The organism is Burkholderia sp. Bp9015 (assembly GCF_003853505.1).
Classification (GTDB): domain Bacteria; phylum Pseudomonadota; class Gammaproteobacteria; order Burkholderiales; family Burkholderiaceae; genus Burkholderia.
This window is the reverse complement of the sequence record NZ_QTPZ01000001.1, coordinates 283,369-298,394: the sequence shown is the minus strand read 5'-3', so window position 1 is coordinate 298,394 and position 15,026 is coordinate 283,369. Positions and strand designations below refer to the sequence as shown.

12 protein-coding genes are annotated in these 15,026 nt (G+C 68.6%); 7 read left to right on the top strand and 5 right to left on the bottom strand.

Going from position 1 to position 15,026, the window contains the following annotated elements; all coding sequences use genetic code 11:
- Nucleotides 1–104 precede the first annotated feature (104 nt).
- The 3 genes from DIE12_RS01310 to DIE12_RS01300 all read left to right on the top strand — a co-directional run bounded on the left by DIE12_RS01310 (nucleotide 105) and on the right by DIE12_RS01300 (nucleotide 4,067).
- A complete protein-coding gene (locus DIE12_RS01310; RefSeq protein WP_044843030.1) occupies nucleotides 105–1,064 on the top strand; it encodes an MBL fold metallo-hydrolase in 960 nt (319 codons plus the stop codon).
- Between the two features lie 182 nt (nucleotides 1,065–1,246).
- On the top strand, nucleotides 1,247–2,623 hold the full coding sequence (locus DIE12_RS01305) for an MFS transporter (protein ID WP_124484902.1): 1,377 nt from the start codon (nucleotides 1,247–1,249) through the stop codon (nucleotides 2,621–2,623).
- A gap of 88 nt (nucleotides 2,624–2,711) precedes the next feature.
- Nucleotides 2,712–4,067, top strand: a complete 1,356-nt coding sequence (locus DIE12_RS01300; protein WP_124519515.1) for an MFS transporter — start codon at nucleotides 2,712–2,714, stop codon at nucleotides 4,065–4,067.
- Nucleotides 4,068–4,150: 83 nt separating this feature from the next.
- On the opposite strand, the gene DIE12_RS01295 is transcribed toward DIE12_RS01300, so the two are convergent.
- From DIE12_RS01295 to DIE12_RS01285, 3 genes are all read right to left on the bottom strand, one after another.
- Nucleotides 4,151–5,941 (bottom strand): sensor domain-containing diguanylate cyclase, encoded by a 1,791-nt coding sequence (locus DIE12_RS01295; protein WP_124519514.1) that lies wholly within the window; start codon nucleotides 5,939–5,941, stop codon nucleotides 4,151–4,153.
- A gap of 345 nt (nucleotides 5,942–6,286) precedes the next feature.
- Nucleotides 6,287–7,048, bottom strand: a complete 762-nt coding sequence (locus DIE12_RS01290; RefSeq protein ID WP_124519513.1) for an SDR family oxidoreductase — start codon at nucleotides 7,046–7,048, stop codon at nucleotides 6,287–6,289.
- A gap of 11 nt (nucleotides 7,049–7,059) precedes the next feature.
- Nucleotides 7,060–7,860 carry an SDR family oxidoreductase gene (locus DIE12_RS01285; protein WP_124519512.1) on the bottom strand — a complete coding sequence of 267 codons (801 nt, stop codon included), beginning with the start codon at nucleotides 7,858–7,860 and terminating at the stop codon, nucleotides 7,060–7,062.
- A 135-nt stretch (nucleotides 7,861–7,995) separates the two neighbouring features.
- On the opposite strand from DIE12_RS01285, the gene DIE12_RS01280 reads away from it, so the two are divergent.
- Together DIE12_RS01280 and DIE12_RS01275 are read left to right on the top strand one after the other, a co-directional pair.
- Nucleotides 7,996–8,934 carry a GlxA family transcriptional regulator gene (locus tag DIE12_RS01280; RefSeq protein WP_124519511.1) on the top strand — a complete coding sequence of 313 codons (939 nt, stop codon included), beginning with the start codon at nucleotides 7,996–7,998 and terminating at the stop codon, nucleotides 8,932–8,934.
- A 97-nt stretch (nucleotides 8,935–9,031) separates the two neighbouring features.
- Nucleotides 9,032–10,180, top strand: coding sequence for an epoxide hydrolase family protein (locus tag DIE12_RS01275; RefSeq protein WP_124519510.1), 1,149 nt, complete (start codon nucleotides 9,032–9,034; stop codon nucleotides 10,178–10,180).
- A gap of 113 nt (nucleotides 10,181–10,293) precedes the next feature.
- On the opposite strand, the gene DIE12_RS01270 is transcribed toward DIE12_RS01275, so the two are convergent.
- Nucleotides 10,294–10,785 carry a 2,4'-dihydroxyacetophenone dioxygenase family protein gene (locus tag DIE12_RS01270; protein ID WP_124484895.1) on the bottom strand — a complete coding sequence of 164 codons (492 nt, stop codon included), beginning with the start codon at nucleotides 10,783–10,785 and terminating at the stop codon, nucleotides 10,294–10,296.
- Nucleotides 10,786–10,890: 105 nt separating this feature from the next.
- A complete protein-coding gene (locus DIE12_RS01265) occupies nucleotides 10,891–11,856 on the bottom strand; it encodes a LysR family transcriptional regulator (RefSeq protein WP_257772540.1) in 966 nt (321 codons plus the stop codon).
- 105 nt (nucleotides 11,857–11,961) lie between these two features.
- Between DIE12_RS01265 and DIE12_RS01260 the strand changes: the two genes are divergently transcribed.
- Nucleotides 11,962–13,320: an aspartate aminotransferase family protein gene (locus DIE12_RS01260; RefSeq protein WP_124519508.1), complete on the top strand. Its 1,359-nt coding sequence runs from the start codon at nucleotides 11,962–11,964 to the stop codon at nucleotides 13,318–13,320.
- A gap of 49 nt (nucleotides 13,321–13,369) precedes the next feature.
- Nucleotides 13,370–14,887: a CoA-acylating methylmalonate-semialdehyde dehydrogenase gene (locus DIE12_RS01255; RefSeq protein WP_044843039.1), complete on the top strand. Its 1,518-nt coding sequence runs from the start codon at nucleotides 13,370–13,372 to the stop codon at nucleotides 14,885–14,887.
- Nucleotides 14,888–15,026 lie beyond the last annotated feature (139 nt).

Genomic DNA, 15,026 nt, shown 5'->3' with positions numbered 1-15,026 from the left:
CGCATTAGACAATAGCAAGCTAATTTGTCATTGACAAATAATCGGCGCGGGAAGATGATCCGCTCATTCCCCTCAACACATGGCTCGCAGCCACGGAACGCAACATGGCCAAAGCATTCGCCTCCCAAGCCGATCTGGAAGAGAAGAAAGTCACCTGGACGCAGCTGTCCGAGAACGCGTACGCCTATACCGCCGAAGGCGACCCGAACTCGGGCGTGATCATCGGCGACGACAGCGTGCTGATCGTCGACACGACCGCGACGCCCGCGATGGCGCAGGACCTGATCGCGAAGATCCGCAGCGTGACCGACAAGCCGATCAAGCACGTCGTGCTGTCGCATTACCACGCGGTGCGCGTGCTCGGCGCGTCCGCGTATTTCGACGAAGGCGCGCAGCACGTGATCGCGAGCCGCGGCACCTACGAAATGATCGTCGAGCGCGGCGAGGCCGACATGAAGTCGGAGATCGAGCGCTTCCCGCGGCTGTTCGCGGGCGTCGAGACGGTGCCGGGCCTGACCTGGCCGACGCTCGTGTTCGAGCGCGAGATCACGCTGTTCCTCGGCAAGCTCGAGGTGAAGATCATGCACGTCGGCTCGGGCCACACGAAGGGCGACACGATCGTCTGGCTGCCGTCGCAGAAGGTGCTGTTCTCGGGCGACCTGGTCGAGTACGACGCGGCCTGCTATTGCGGCGACGCGCAGCTCGAACAGTGGCCGGCCACGCTCGAGGCGCTGCGCGCGCTCGGCGCGGAAAAGCTCGTGCCGGGCCGCGGCCCCGCGCTGCTGAATCCGGCCGAAGTGAACAAGGGCCTCGACTACACGAAGGACTTCGTGACGACGCTGCTCGCGCAGGGCCGCAAGGCCGTCGAGCGCAAGCTCGACCTGAAGGCGTCGATGGCGCTCACGCGCGAAGCGATGGATCCGAAGTTCGGCCACGTGTTCATCTACGAGCACTGTCTGCCGTTCGACGTGTCGCGCGCGTACGACGAGGCGAGCGGCATCACGCATCCGCGCATCTGGACCGCGCAGCGCGACAAGGAAATGTGGGACGCGCTGCAGGACTGAATGGGTGACGGCGGCGGGGCGTCCGGGCGGGCGCCGCGCCGCGTTCCTGACGGCGCCTGAGCGGCGGCCGCATCGCGCGGCGGTTCAGGGAGCCGACTTCCGTTCTCACAAGAAAGCCGGGCGCATGTACGCCCGCGGAGACTGCCGCGCGCCCGAATCGCGCGGCCCGTTTGGAGAGAGACATGCCCCAATCGCTTCCCGCCGAAGCGACGATCGCGCACGCGAGTGCCGCGGCGTCGGCTTCCGCCTGTGAATCCGCGCCGGCGTCCGCTGCCGGCGACGCGCTGCTGTTCCGCAAGATCGCGTGGCGGATCGTGCCGTTCCTGTTCCTCTGCTACGTCGTGTCGTTCCTCGACCGCATCAACATCGGCTTCGCGCAACTGCAGATGAAGCACGACCTCGGCTTCAGCGATGCGATGTACGGCCTCGGCGCCGCGGTGTTCTACGTCGGCTACGTGTTCTGCGAGGTGCCGAGCAACCTGCTGCTCGCGCGCTTCGGCGCGCGCCGCACGTTCACGCGGATCATGCTGCTGTGGGGCATCGCGTCGACCGCGATGATGTTCGTGTCGCAGCCGTCGCATTTCTACGTGCTGCGCTTCCTGCTCGGCGTGTTCGAGGCCGGCTTCTTTCCCGGCATCGTGCTGTACCTGACCTACTGGTTCCCGGCGAACCGCCGCGCGGCGGCGATCTCGGTGTTCTTCGCGGGTGTCGCGGTGGCGGGGGTGCTCGGCGGCCTGATGTCGGGCTGGATCATGCGCGACATGAGCGGCGTGCTCGGGCTGCACGGCTGGCAATGGATGTTCGCGATCGAAGGCGCGCCGGCGATCGTGCTCGCATGCTTCGCGTTCACGTACCTGGTCGACCGGCCGCAGGACGCAGCGTGGCTCACGTCCGACGAAAAGGCGCGCGTCGCCGCGCTGTGCAGCGATGGCGGTGCGCATGGCGCGCACAGTGCGCACGACAAACGCAGCCTGGTCGCGGCGCTCGCGAACCCGCGCGTCTACCTGTTCGCGTTCATCTACTTCTCGCTGACCTGCGCATCGCTGACGCTCAACTTCTGGATGCCGCTGATGATCCGCGATTTCGGCGTGACCGACGTCGTGTCGGTGAGCCTCTACACGGTCGTGCCGAACGCGGTCGGCGCGGTCGGGCTGATCCTGATCGCCCGCCATTCCGACCGCACCGGCGAGCGCCGCAAGCACTTCGCGTGCTGCACGATCGGCGGCGGCCTGGCACTCGCGGCGCTGACGCTGCACCTGCACAGCTTCGCGGCGATGCTCGCGTGCCTGTCGATCGCGGCGACGCTGATCTTCGCCGCGCTGCCGATCTTCTGGGCCGTGCCGACCCGCTATTTGTCGGGCAACGCGGCCGCGGCCGGGATCGCGCTGATCAGCAGCATCGGGATCACGAGCGGCATCGTCAGCCCGTGGGTGATCGGGCTGATCCGCACGCGCACCGGCAGCATGGATCTCGCCGTGTACATGCTGGCCGCGCTGCTCGCGCTGAGCGGCGCCGCGCTGATGCTCGGCGTGAAGGGCGAACCCGCACGCCGCGCCTGAATCGCGGCCGGGCGCTGCCGGCGGGCGGCGGCGACCGGCGCTGCATTTCCTGTCCGCACCGTATCCGCATCCATCGAGGAGACGATCGATGTCAGCCCCCCTTCAAGCGGACGCCGCGCAGGCGGGTGCGTCCGGTTCCCGTGCGCCGGCGTCGGACCACGACGCGCTGTACCGCCGTATCGGCGCGCGGATCGTGCCGTTCCTGTTCATCTGCTACATCGTGTCGATCCTCGACCGCAGCAACATCGGCTTCGCGCAGCTGCAGATGCGGCAGGATCTCGGCCTGACCGATGCGATGTACAGCCTCGGCGCGGTGCTGTTCTTCGTCGGCTACGTGCTGTTCGAGGTGCCGAGCAACGCGCTGCTGCGCCGCTTCGGCGCGCGCCGCACGTTCGCGCGGATCATGGTCCTGTGGGGCGCGGTGTCGGTTGCGATGATCACGGTCGACAGCGCGAAGCACTTCTACGTGCTGCGCTTCCTGCTCGGGCTGTTCGAGGCCGGCTTCTTCCCGGGCGTCGTGTTCTACCTGACCTACTGGTATCCGGCGCGCCGGCGCGCGTCGGTGCTGTCGATCTTCTATGCGGGCGTCGCGGTGGCCGGGATGGTCGGCGGGCTGCTGTCGGGCTGGCTGATGCGCGCGATGTCGGGCGTGCTCGGGCTGCACGGCTGGCAGTGGATGTTCGCGATCGAGGGCGCGCCCGCGATCCTGCTCGGCGTGATCGCGTGGTTCTGGCTGTGCGACCGCCCCGAACAGGCGCGCTGGCTGTCCGACGACGACCGCCAGCGGCTCGCGGCCGACCTGGCCGCCGACCGGGCGGAGGCGCCCGCGCATGCGGCGTCGTCGCTGCGGCAGGTGCTCGCCGCGCCGCGCACCTGGCTGTTCGCATTCATCTATTTTTCGCTGACGACGGCGCTGTTGATGCTGCTGTTCTGGATGCCGCTGATGATTCGCGAATTCGGCATTCACGACGTCGTGCACATCAGCCTGCTGTCGATCGTGCCGAACGCGATCGGCGCGGCCGGCCTGATCGCGATCGCACGGCGCTCCGACCGCAAGCGCGAGCGTCGCCGGCACTTCGCCGCGTGCGCATTCGGCGGTGCGGTGGCGCTCGCGTTGCTGACGCTGCACTTGCCGAGCATCGTCGCGATGATGGCGCTGCTGTCGATCGCGGCGATGCTGATCTTCGCCGCGCACCCGGTGTTCTGGGCCGTGCCGTCCGCGTATTTCTCGGGCGCCGGCGCGGCGGGCGGGATCGCGCTGATCAGCAGCATCGGCGTATCGAGCGGGATGATCACGCCGTGGATCGTCGGGGTGATCCGCACCCGTACCGGCAGCATGGATGCGGCGATGCTGATGATCGCGGGATTGCTGGCCGCGTGCGCGGTCGCGATGCTGCTCGGTGTGCGCGCGACCTCGCGCGACGCGGCGCCCGTGTCGCGTTGATCGCGTGATGTGTCGGCGCGGCGCGCGTACGACGGGGTGGGCGGCCAGGACGGGCGCAAGCCCGTCGTCGGCGGGAACGCGCGCTAGGCCCGATACACCTCGATCCGGTTGCGGCCGCGCTCCTTCGCGACATACAGCGCCTTGTCGGCCCGCGACAGCGCCTGGTACGCGCCGAAGTCGGACGTCCGCATCGCGTCGATGCCGATGCTGACGGTCAGCACGAGCGGCTGATCCTCGTGCACGAGCCGCGAATCGGCCACGCGCTGCTGCACGCGCAGTGCGAGCGCGCACGCCGCGTCGATCCCGGTGTGCGGCAGCACGATCGCGAATTCCTCGCCGCCGATGCGCCCGACGATGCCGTCCGTCCCGATCTCCGCGAGCAGCAGCCGCGCGAAATGCCGGAGCGCGCGATCGCCGAGCGGATGGCCCCAGCGGTCGTTCAGCGCCTTGAAGTGATCGAGGTCGAGCATCAGCACCGCGGCGTCCTGGCCGGTCGCGCGCACGCCGCGCAACGCGGCTTCGCTATGCCGCATGAACGCGTGGCGGTTGGACAGCTGGGTCAGGTGATCGGTCGTCGCCATCCGGTGCAGTTCGGTCTCGATGTGCTTGCGCTCGGTCGCATCCGTGATGAAGCCATGCCAGACCGTGCCGCCGTCCGGCGTGCGTTGCGGGCGCGCGTCGCCTTCGCGCCAGCGCATTCCCTGGTCCGGCAGCAGCACGCGGTATTCGAGCCGCCACGGCGCCAGGCGCTCCGCCGACACTCGCAGCGACTGACGGTAGGCAACCAGGTCGGCAGGATGAATCCGGGTTTCGACCGCATCCGCGTCGCGGGCGATCTGCTCGGGCGTCAGTTCGTAGATGTCGCGTGCGCCCGCGCTCGCGTACGAAAAGAACCGGCGGCCGTCGGCGGTCTGCCGCAGCTGGAACACGAGGCCCGGCACCTGGTCGGTCAGGCTCGTCACGAGCGTGACGGAGTCGCTCAACCGGCCGGCGAGTTCGCGCAGCGCGGTGACGTCCGTGGTCGTGCCGACCATGCGCAGCGCGCGCCCGTGGCTGTCGCGGGCGATGACCTTGCCGCGGCTGCAGATCCATTTGTACGTGCCGTTCTTGCAGCGGATGCGGTGTTCGACCGCATAGCTGTCGGTCCGGCTTTCGAAGTGCGCGAGCATCGCGGCTTTCACGCCGGCGACGTCGTCCGGGTGCAGCCGTTCGTATGCATCCTCGATCCGGCTCGTCAGTTCATCGGGCGCATATCCGAGCAGCGCCTTCCAGGCTGCCGAGTAATGGATCTCGCCGGTTTCGACGTTGCGATCCCACACGCCGGTGCCGCTTTCGTTCAGCGCCAGCGTGGTCAGCGCGCTGTGTTCCTCGACGACGCCGAGCCGTTCGCGCAGCGCGGCTTGCGCGTTCGCGCGGCCGATCGCGCGTTCCGCCAGTGTCGCCAGGTCGTGCAGGAAAGCGCGCTGCGCGGCGTCGAGCGTCAGGCCGGTGCTGCCGGCGACGCATAGTGCGCCCAGCGCGCTGCCGTCGGGCGCGACCAGCTCGCAGGCCGCGACGACGTGCGGCGCGTCATTCGGGAGGTCGCCCCCGGCGGGCGTGATGAAGCGTCGGCCGGCCGCCGGAGCGGGCTCGGCACGCGACGGAAAACGCATGGCAGGAAGCGTGGCGGGCAGCGTGCCGTCGGACGCCGCCACGCGCTGCACGCCGGCTTCGGCGGACGCGATGAACGCACCCGCCGTGCCGAAATGCGCGCGGGCGAGACGGCACACGGTGTCGAGTTCGGGCAACGGCGCAAGCGCCGGTCGATCGTCGGCGGGAGCGCGACAGGAGCCGGGCGTGTCGCCGGTCCCGGTGGTGAACATACGGAACCGCATGGTCGAAATCCGCGACGGTCGATTGCGCCGATGATCGGACGAATGCCGGAGGGCGCTGCTTCGGAGGCTGAGATCGTAGAGCTTATCGTCGCGAGGAATGCGTGGCAAGCAAGGGCGAAACCGGGTGGGTGGGCGGCGAGTTCGGGTCGCAGAGAAGCAGCGTAGAGAAGCAGCGTAGAGAAGCAGCGCAGAGAAGCAGCGCAGAGAAGCAGCGCAGAGAAGGGCCGCTTCAGGTCCTGAATGAATGCGCGGGCAAACCGGCAAGCGCCGGCTTCGCAGTCCGATCGTGCGGAAGCCGGCGCCTTTCGGCAGATCAATGCGTGCGCAGGATTGCGCTGCGCGACGTCACGCGACGGGAATCGGGTTGTCGACAACGAAGCGGTTGAACTCGTCGACGAACGCGTGCTCGTTCGGCCCGGCATTGTCGCGCAACGGCTTCGCCGCTTCGACGACGACTTCGGTGGTGGCGGTCTCGAGGAGCGCCAGCGTCTCGGCGACGAACGCATCGACCGGCATCGCGCGCGGATCGCCGCTCTTGTGCACGAGATCGGTGTCGACCCACGGTGGCGCGATTTCCAGCACGCGCACGCTCGTGTCGCGCAGCATGAAACGCTGCGACAGCGTGTACGAATGGATCGCGGCCTTCGTCGCCGAATACAGCGCGGCCGACGCGAGCGGCACGTACGCGAGCACCGAGCTGTTGTTGATGATCGTCGCGTCCGGCTGCCGCTTCAGGTGTTCGACGAACGCCGCGCTGACGCGCACGGGGCCGAGCAGGTTCGTCTCGACGAGGCGCACGGCCTGTTCGTCGTCGAGCGGCCCGGCCGCATCGTCGAACGGCATGATGCCCGCGTTGTTGATCACGACGTTCAACGCCGGGTAGCGGTCGATCAGCCGCGCCGCGACCGTGCGGATCTGCGCGGCATCGCCGACGTCGAGCTCGATCGTGTCGATGTTCGGATACTGCCGCGCGATCTCGTCGAGCAGCTTCGTGCGCCGGCCGGCGACGACGACCTTGTTGCCCAGCTCGTCGAGCGCGATCGCCAGAGCACGGCCGATCCCGGACGTGCCGCCGGTGATGAGGATGGTATTGCCGTCGAGTTTCATGACGATGCGCCTCAGCGGGCGGCCGCATAGCGCGGCGCCGGCGAATCGGTCGACAGATGCGGCGCCATCGTGCGGCGCGCGGCCTCGAACGCATCCCATTCGTCGGCCGCGTGCAGCGACGGAATCGTCACGAGCTCGCGGCGGTCGAAGCCGACCAGCGCCGCGTCGACCAGGTCGGACGCCGGCATCACGATCTCCTTCGGCAGGTGTTCGATCGGCAGGCCGCCGGTCTGCCAGAAGTCGGTGGCCGTCGCGCCGGGCAGCACGGCCTGCACCTGCACGCCGTGGTCCGCGAGCTCGTGATGCAGCGACTGGCTGAACGCGAGCACGAATGCCTTGCTGCCGCCATAGACGCCATTGAGCGTTTCCGGCGACAGCGCGACGATCGACGAGATGTTGATCACGGCACCGCGGCCGCGCGCGACGAAGCCGGGCACGGCTGCATAGGTCAGGCGCGTGAGCGCGGTCACGTTCAGGTCGAGCAGCCGCGTCATCGCGTCGACGTCGCTGTCGAGCAGCGGCGTGTGCGTGCCGACGCCCGCGTTGTTGACGAGCAGCGTGATGCTCGCGTCCTGCTTCAGCTTCGCTTCGACGGCGGCGAGCGCCGCGCGGTCGTTGAGGTCGGCGCCGACGATCTCGACGCTGCGCTGCGTTTCGTTCGTGATGCGCTCGGCGAGCGCGGCCAGCCGGTCGCGGTTGCGCGCGACGAGGATCAGGTCGTAGCCGCGGCGCGCGAGGCGGTCCGCATAGATCGCGCCGATGCCGGACGATGCGCCGGTGATGACGGCGGTACCGCGATGTGCTTCAGTCATGATGTCGCTCCGTGTCGAGGAAAGGGTGAGTGCGTGAAGGCATTCTGGCCTCGAATCGCCGCGACACAAATGACGTAGATGGGTATGATTCAGGACATCGGGTGCCGATCGTGCCGCCCGCCACCGGAGACACGCATGCACCGCATCGGCTTTCTGATCAGCGACGGCTTCCAGATCATGGCGCTCGCGACGCAATCGGTGTTCGAGTACGCGAACCTGGCCGCGGGCGAACCGTTCTACGTGATGGACAACTATTCCGTCGAGGGCGGCGACGTGCGCTCGTCGCTCGGGTTGTCGGTCGCGACGCGCGCGCTCAGCGGCCGGGGCGACGTCGATACGTGGATCGTCGCGGGCGTCAACGATCCGCTCGCATCGCCGGCGCCGGCCGGCGTCGTCGCGTTCCTGCGGCGCGCGAACGCGCGCGCGCGGCGGGTCGCCGGCATCTGCACGGGCGCGTTCGTGCTCGCCGAGGCCGGGCTGCTCGCGCAGCGCCGCGCGACGACGCACTGGGCGTACGGCCGCGAGATGCAGAAGCACTTTCCGGACATTCGTGTCGAGGAGGACCGGATCTACATCGTCGACGGCCCGATCTGGACGTCGGCCGGGATGACGGCCGGCCTCGACCTGACGCTCGCGATGGTGGAGAAGGATCTCGGCGCGGACGCCGCGCGCTCGGTCGCGCGCAAGCTCGTGATGCACCAGCGCCGCTCGGGCGGGCAGTCGCAGCATTCGGAAATGCTGGAGCTCGCGCCGAAATCGGACCGGATCCAGAACGCGCTGAACTATGCGCGGCAGAACCTCGGCCGCGCGCTGACCGTCGAGGAGCTGGCTGACGCCGTCCACCTGAGTCCGCGCCAGTTCAGCCGCGTGTTCACGCTGGAAACCGGGCAGTCGCCGGCGAAGGCGATCGAGCGGCTGCGTCTCGAGGCCGCGCGGCTGATGATCGAGCAGAGCCGGCACTCGCTCGACGTGATCGCGAAGGAGAACGGTTTTCGCGACCGGCGCCACCTGCGCGACGCGTTCGTGCGCGGTTTCGGCGTGCCGCCGCAGGCGGTGCGGCGCGACGCGCGGTGAGACGAGCGCGAAACGGCCTGACGTTCGCGGGCGCGAGCCGCCAGCGCGGGTCGGGAAAATCGCGCAGAATCTCCCGCATTCCTCGCGAGGAGACACCATGCACGCCGCCCCGTTCAACATTGCGATTCCCGATCGCGCGCTCGATGACCTGCGTCGGCGCCTGCGCGACATGCGCGCACCGCTGCTGACGCCCGCCGACCCGTGGCAGCAGGGTGTGGATGGCGCGTGGCTGCGCGAACTGGTTGCGTACTGGGCCGAGCGCTTCGACTGGCGTGCGGCGGAGCGCGCGCTGAACAGGCTGCCGCAGTTCGTCGCGGACGCAGGCGGGCAACGCGTGCATTTCATCCATCGGCGCGGGGCGGGGCCGAAGCCGTATCCGCTCGTCATCACGCACGGCTGGCCGGGCTCAGTATTCGAGTTCGACGCGCTGATCGATCGCCTGTGCGATCCGGCCGCGTTCGGCGGCGATCCGCACGACGCGTTCGACGTCGTCGCGCCGTCGCTTCCGGGCTTCGCGTTCTCGCCCGCGCCCGCGGCGCCCGGCATGTCGGCATTTCAGGTCGCCGACAGTTGGGCGGCGTTGATGTCCGGGCTCGGATATCGCCGCTTCGGCGCGCAGGGCGGCGATCTCGGCGCAGGCGTGTCGATTGCGCTCGGCGCGCGACATCCCGACATGGTGGACGGCATTCATCTGAACTACCTGCCCGGCAGCTACGAGCCTCCGGCCGACGCGGCTTCGCCGCTCACCGAGGACGAACGGGCCTTCGTGACGCAGCGCGGAGAGTGGGCCGCGCTGGAGGGCGGATACGCGCATGTGCACATGACGAAGCCGCAGACGCTGGCCGTCGCGCTCAACGACTCGCCGGCCGGGCTGGCCGCGTGGATCGCCGAGAAATTCCGCGCGTGGAGCGATTGCGACGGCGACGTCGCGCGGCGGTTTTCGCACGACACGCTGCTGACCGGCATCTCGCTCTACTGGTTTACCGGCAGCATCGGCTCGGCAATGCAGATGTATTGGGAAAACCGGCTGCAGCCGATGCGCTTCGCGGCCGGGGAACGCGTGGCGGTGCCCGTCGCGTTCGCGCGCTTTCCGAAGGAAATCAGCCGCCCGCCGCGCAGCTGGCTCGAACGGGTGTTCGACGTCGTGCAGTGGGCCGACATGCCGAGCGGCGGGCATTTTGCCGCGATGGAAGAACCGGACCTGCTGGCCGGCGATATTCGCCGATTTTTCCGGCGTTTTCGGTAAGGCGCCGGGAGGCGGCGTCGCTGGCGAAGTGCGCCGGCGGCCATTCGCGCGCTGGCGAGTGCCGGCACCGTGCGGATCGTGACGCGACGATCCCGCCCGTCTTATCGCATGACTTACCGCGTTACAAACGGCGCCGCATCGTGCGGCGCAGTACGCGCATGCTTGCGCTGGCGCAGCAGCGCGACGCGGCAATTCTCGCGCGCGGTCTCGCGGCCGTCGTCGTCGAGCAGCACCAGGTCGCCGCGCATCACGTTGAGCGTGATCACGTCGTCGCCGGGCGCGCCGAGCGTTTCCGGCGTGTGCACCGACCCCGCCGGTTCGAGCACCGTCGAGCCGGCCTGCGCGATCCACGTGTACTCGCGGTAGCGCCACGCACCCTGCAGCGTATGGACGAACACCTCGCCGTCGTGGCGATGGCGCGGCAGCGTGCCGCCGGCCGGCATCTTCAGCAGCGCGGTCAGCGTGTCTTCCGCCGCATTGATATGCAGATACTTGATTGCGAGCCCCGGCAGGTCGGCGCTCATCGGCAGCCACGGCAGCGCGTCGCCGGGCAGGCACGAAATCGGCGGCAGGTCGGTGGAGAGCGGGGCGGACGGCTGCGTCATGGCGGAGGGAGAGCGGAAACGGGGAAGTGCGCATTATCGCAGAGCGCGAGCGGGCGGCAGCCACGGTCGCGGCCTGACGCCAGCGCGGGCGAAGCCTGAACCGGGCTACGCGGCGGCGCTGTCGTCGCCCGGTCGCGGCGCCGCATGCGCGGCTTCCAGGCACGACTGGAACAGCAGCGCCGCCCGCGACGGCCGCGGCGAGCGCCGCAGCAGGCTCACGAACCGGCACCGGTAGTTGAAGCGGTGCGGCGCGATCGGCTGCATCAGCCCCTTGTTTTCGAAGCTCTCCGCGTAATGGTCGGGCAGGAAGCCGAGATAGCGGCCGGACAGGATCAGCGTCGCGATCGATTCCTGGTCCGACGCCGTCGCGCTGCGCGTGAGCTTCGCGCGATGGCTCAGTTCCATGTTCGGCGAATGGAAGCCGAGCCCGGCGAACGCATGGTTGCGGATCGTCGTCCACGTGAGCTTGCCGTGCGGCGCGTCGAACAGCGGGTGCTGGCGGCCGCAGTACAGCAGCATCCGCTCGTCGAACAGTTCCGAATACACGAGGCTGCCCGAGCTGCGGTGCGCGGGGATGATCCCGACCTGATAGCTGCCGTCGATGATCCCGCGCTCGACCTCGTTGATCGACGCGACATGCAGGTTCAGCGCGACGTCGGGCGCCTCGTCCGCGAACTGGCGGATCGCGTCGCCGAGCCGCGCCTGCGGGTTGGTGGCGGTCTTGTCGAACACGGCGACGTGCAGTTCTCCGCCCATCTTGTCGTGAATGCCGTCGATCCTGCTGCGAAATGCCTCCATCGACGCGAGCAGGCGCAGGGTTTCCTCATAGACGGTCTGACCCTCGGCGGTCAGCGTGAAGCCCGCGCGGCCGCGTCGGCACAGCACGAGGCCGAGGCGTGTTTCCAGATCCTTCACGTGCCGGCTGATCGTCGAGATGCCGATATTCAGCTCGAGTTCGGCCGCCGCCATCCCGCCGCACTGCACGACGCCCTTGAAGACCCGCAGCAGCCGCAGATCCATGTCGCTGAGCTGCCCGAGCAGCGCGCGGCTCTTCGGTTTCTTTGCTTGCATAGATGAGCAAATGAACATTGATATTGCGATATAGAAGAGACTAATTGTCGTCCCGACAATGCGCAACATCAACACAAGAAGGAGGGGCGCGCCGCGCCGACCGACATGACCGATACGACCATCGCCAAGCAGCAGGAAGAGACGAACCTCCGCACCGACGCCGCGTGGCTCGACGCCCACTGGATGCCGTTCACGGCGAACCGCCAGTTCAAGTCCGATCCGCGCATGATCGTGTCGGCGAAGGACGCGTATTACACGGATGGCGAAGGCCGCAAGATCTTCGACGGCCTGTCGGGCCTGTGGTGCACGGGCCTCGGTCACGGCCGCACGGAAATCACGGAAGCCGTGAGCCGCCAGGTCGCGCAGCTCGACTACGCGCCGGCGTTCCAGTTCGGTCATCCGAAGTCGTTCGAGCTCGCGAACAAGATCAAGGACCTGACGCCGGCCGGCCTCGACTACGTGTTCTTCACCGGCTCGGGCTCGGAAGCGGCCGACACGTCGCTGAAAATGGCCCGCGCGTACTGGCGCGCCAAGGGCAAGGGCACGAAGACGCGCCTGATCGGCCGCGAGAAGGGCTATCACGGCGTGAACTTCGGCGGCATCTCGGTCGGCGGGATCGGCGCGAACCGCAAGCTGTTCGGCCAGGGCATCGACGCCGATTTCCTGCCGCACACGCAGCTCGCGGAAAACCGGTTCTCGCGCGGGATGCCGGATAACGGCGCCGACCTGGCCGACCGCCTGCTCGACCTGATCACGCTGCACGACGCGTCGAACATCGCGGCCGTGATCGTCGAGCCGTTCTCCGGCTCGGCGGGCGTGGTGATCCCGCCGAAGGGCTATCTGAAGCGCCTGCGCGACATCTGTACCGCGCACGACATCCTGCTGATCTTCGACGAAGTCATCACGGGCTTCGGCCGTGCCGGCGCGATGACGGGCGCCGACGCGTTCGGCGTGGTGCCGGACATCATGAATTTCGCGAAACAGGTGACGAACGGCGTGCAGCCGCTCGGCGGCGTGATCGCGACGAAGGAAATCTACGACACGTTCATGGCCGCGGGCGGCCCCGAGTACATGCTCGAGTTCCCGCACGGCTACACGTATTCGGCGCACCCGGTCGCGTGCGCGGCCGGCGTCGCGGCGCTCGACCTGCTCGTGAAGGAAGACGCGGTGGCCCGCGTGCGCGATCTCGCGCCGCATTTCGAGGCGGCCGTGCACGGGCTGAAGGGCCAGCGCCATATCACCGACATCCGCAACTACGGGCTGGCGGCCGGCCTGACGATCGCGGCGCTGCCGGGCGAGCCGGCACGGCGCCCGTACGAGATCGCGATGCGCTGCTGGGCGAAGGGCTTCTACGTGCGTTACGGCGGCGACACGATCCAGCTCGCGCCGCCGTTCATCGCCGAGAAGCGCGAGATCGACAACCTCGTGAACGCGCTGTCCGACGCGCTGAACGAAGTGGACTGAGCCGCGGCCCTTTTCCCGCGACAACCGAATTCACGAAAGAGCCTGAACGATGAAACACGACAGCAATGTGACCTCCACCCTCGGCCACCTGATCGACGGCAAGCGCGTCGACGGCGGCAGCCGCGTCCAGCCGGTGTTCGACCCGGCCACCGGCGAATCGCACAAGAGCGTCGCGCTCGCCGACAAGCTGACCGTCGAAGCCGCGATCGCGTCCGCGCAGGCCGCGTTCCCGGCATGGCGCAATACGCCGCCGCTGAAGCGCGCCCGCGTGATGAGCCGCTTCAAGACGCTGCTCGAGGAGCATGCGGACGAACTGTGCGCGCTGATTACCGCCGAGCACGGCAAGGTGCTCGCCGACGCGATGGGCGAACTGCAGCGCGGGATCGAGAACGTCGAATACGCGTCCTACGTGCCCGAGCTGCTGAAGGGCGAGCACAGCAAGAACGTCGGCCCCGCGATCGATTCGTGGAGCGAATTCCAGGCGCTCGGCGTGGCCGCCGGCATCACGCCGTTCAACTTCCCGGTGATGGTGCCGCTGTGGATGTGGCCGATGGCCGTCGCGTGCGGCAACACGTTCGTGCTGAAGCCGTCCGAGCGCACGCCGTCGTCGACGCTGCGCATGGCCGAGCTCGCGCTCGAGGCCGGCCTGCCGCCGGGCGTGCTGAACGTCGTGAACGGCGACAAGGAAGCCGTCGACACGCTCCTGACCGACCCGCGCGTGAAGGCGGTGAGCTTCGTCGGCTCGACGCCGATCGCCGAATACATCTACTCGACCGGCTGCGCGCACGGCAAGCGCGTGCAGGCGCTCGGCGGCGCGAAGAACTTCGCGGTCGTGATGCCCGACGCCGACATCGGCAACGCGGTGAACGCGCTGATGGGCGCCGCGTACGGCTCGTGCGGCGAGCGCTGCATGGCGATTCCGCTGGTGGTCGCGATCGGCGAGGAAACGGGTGACAAGGTGGTCGAAGGCCTGCGGGCCGAGATCGCGAAGATGAAGGTCGGCCCGGGCAACGGGGCCGGCGTCGACATGGGGCCGCTCGTCACGCAGCAGCATTTCGAGAAGGTGACGGGCTTCGTCGAGGCGGGCGTGGCGGCCGGCGCGACGCTCGTCGTCGACGGCCGCAGCGTGAAGGTCGACGGCCACGACGGCGGCTACTACCTGGGCCCGTGCCTGTTCGACAACGTGAAGCCCGGCATGCCGATCTATCAGCACGAGATCTTCGGGCCGGTGCTCGGCGTGATCCGCCTGAAGTCGCTCGACGAGGCGATGGCGCTGATCGACGCGCACGAATACGGCAACGGCACGTGCCTGTTCACGCGTGACGGCGAAGCGGCGCGCTACTTCAGCGACAACATCCAGATCGGCATGGTCGGCATCAACGTGCCGCTGCCGGTGCCGGTCGCGTACCACTCGTTCGGCGGCTGGAAGCGCTCGCTGTTCGGTGATCTCCACGCGTACGGCCCGGATGCGGTGCGGTTCTATACGAAGCGCAAGACGATCACGCAGCGCTGGCCGTCGGCCGGCGTGCGCGAAGGGACGGTGTTCAGCTTCCCGTCGAACCGCTGACGCGCTGACGCACGATCCGGCCGCAACGCGACGCGCGCCGCTCGGCGTGTGTCGCCACGCGGCCCGCGCAAGGACGCACGAGCCCGCCCCGGTCGACGATCGGGGCGGGCCTTTTTACATGTACGGCGGTCGTGCCGAC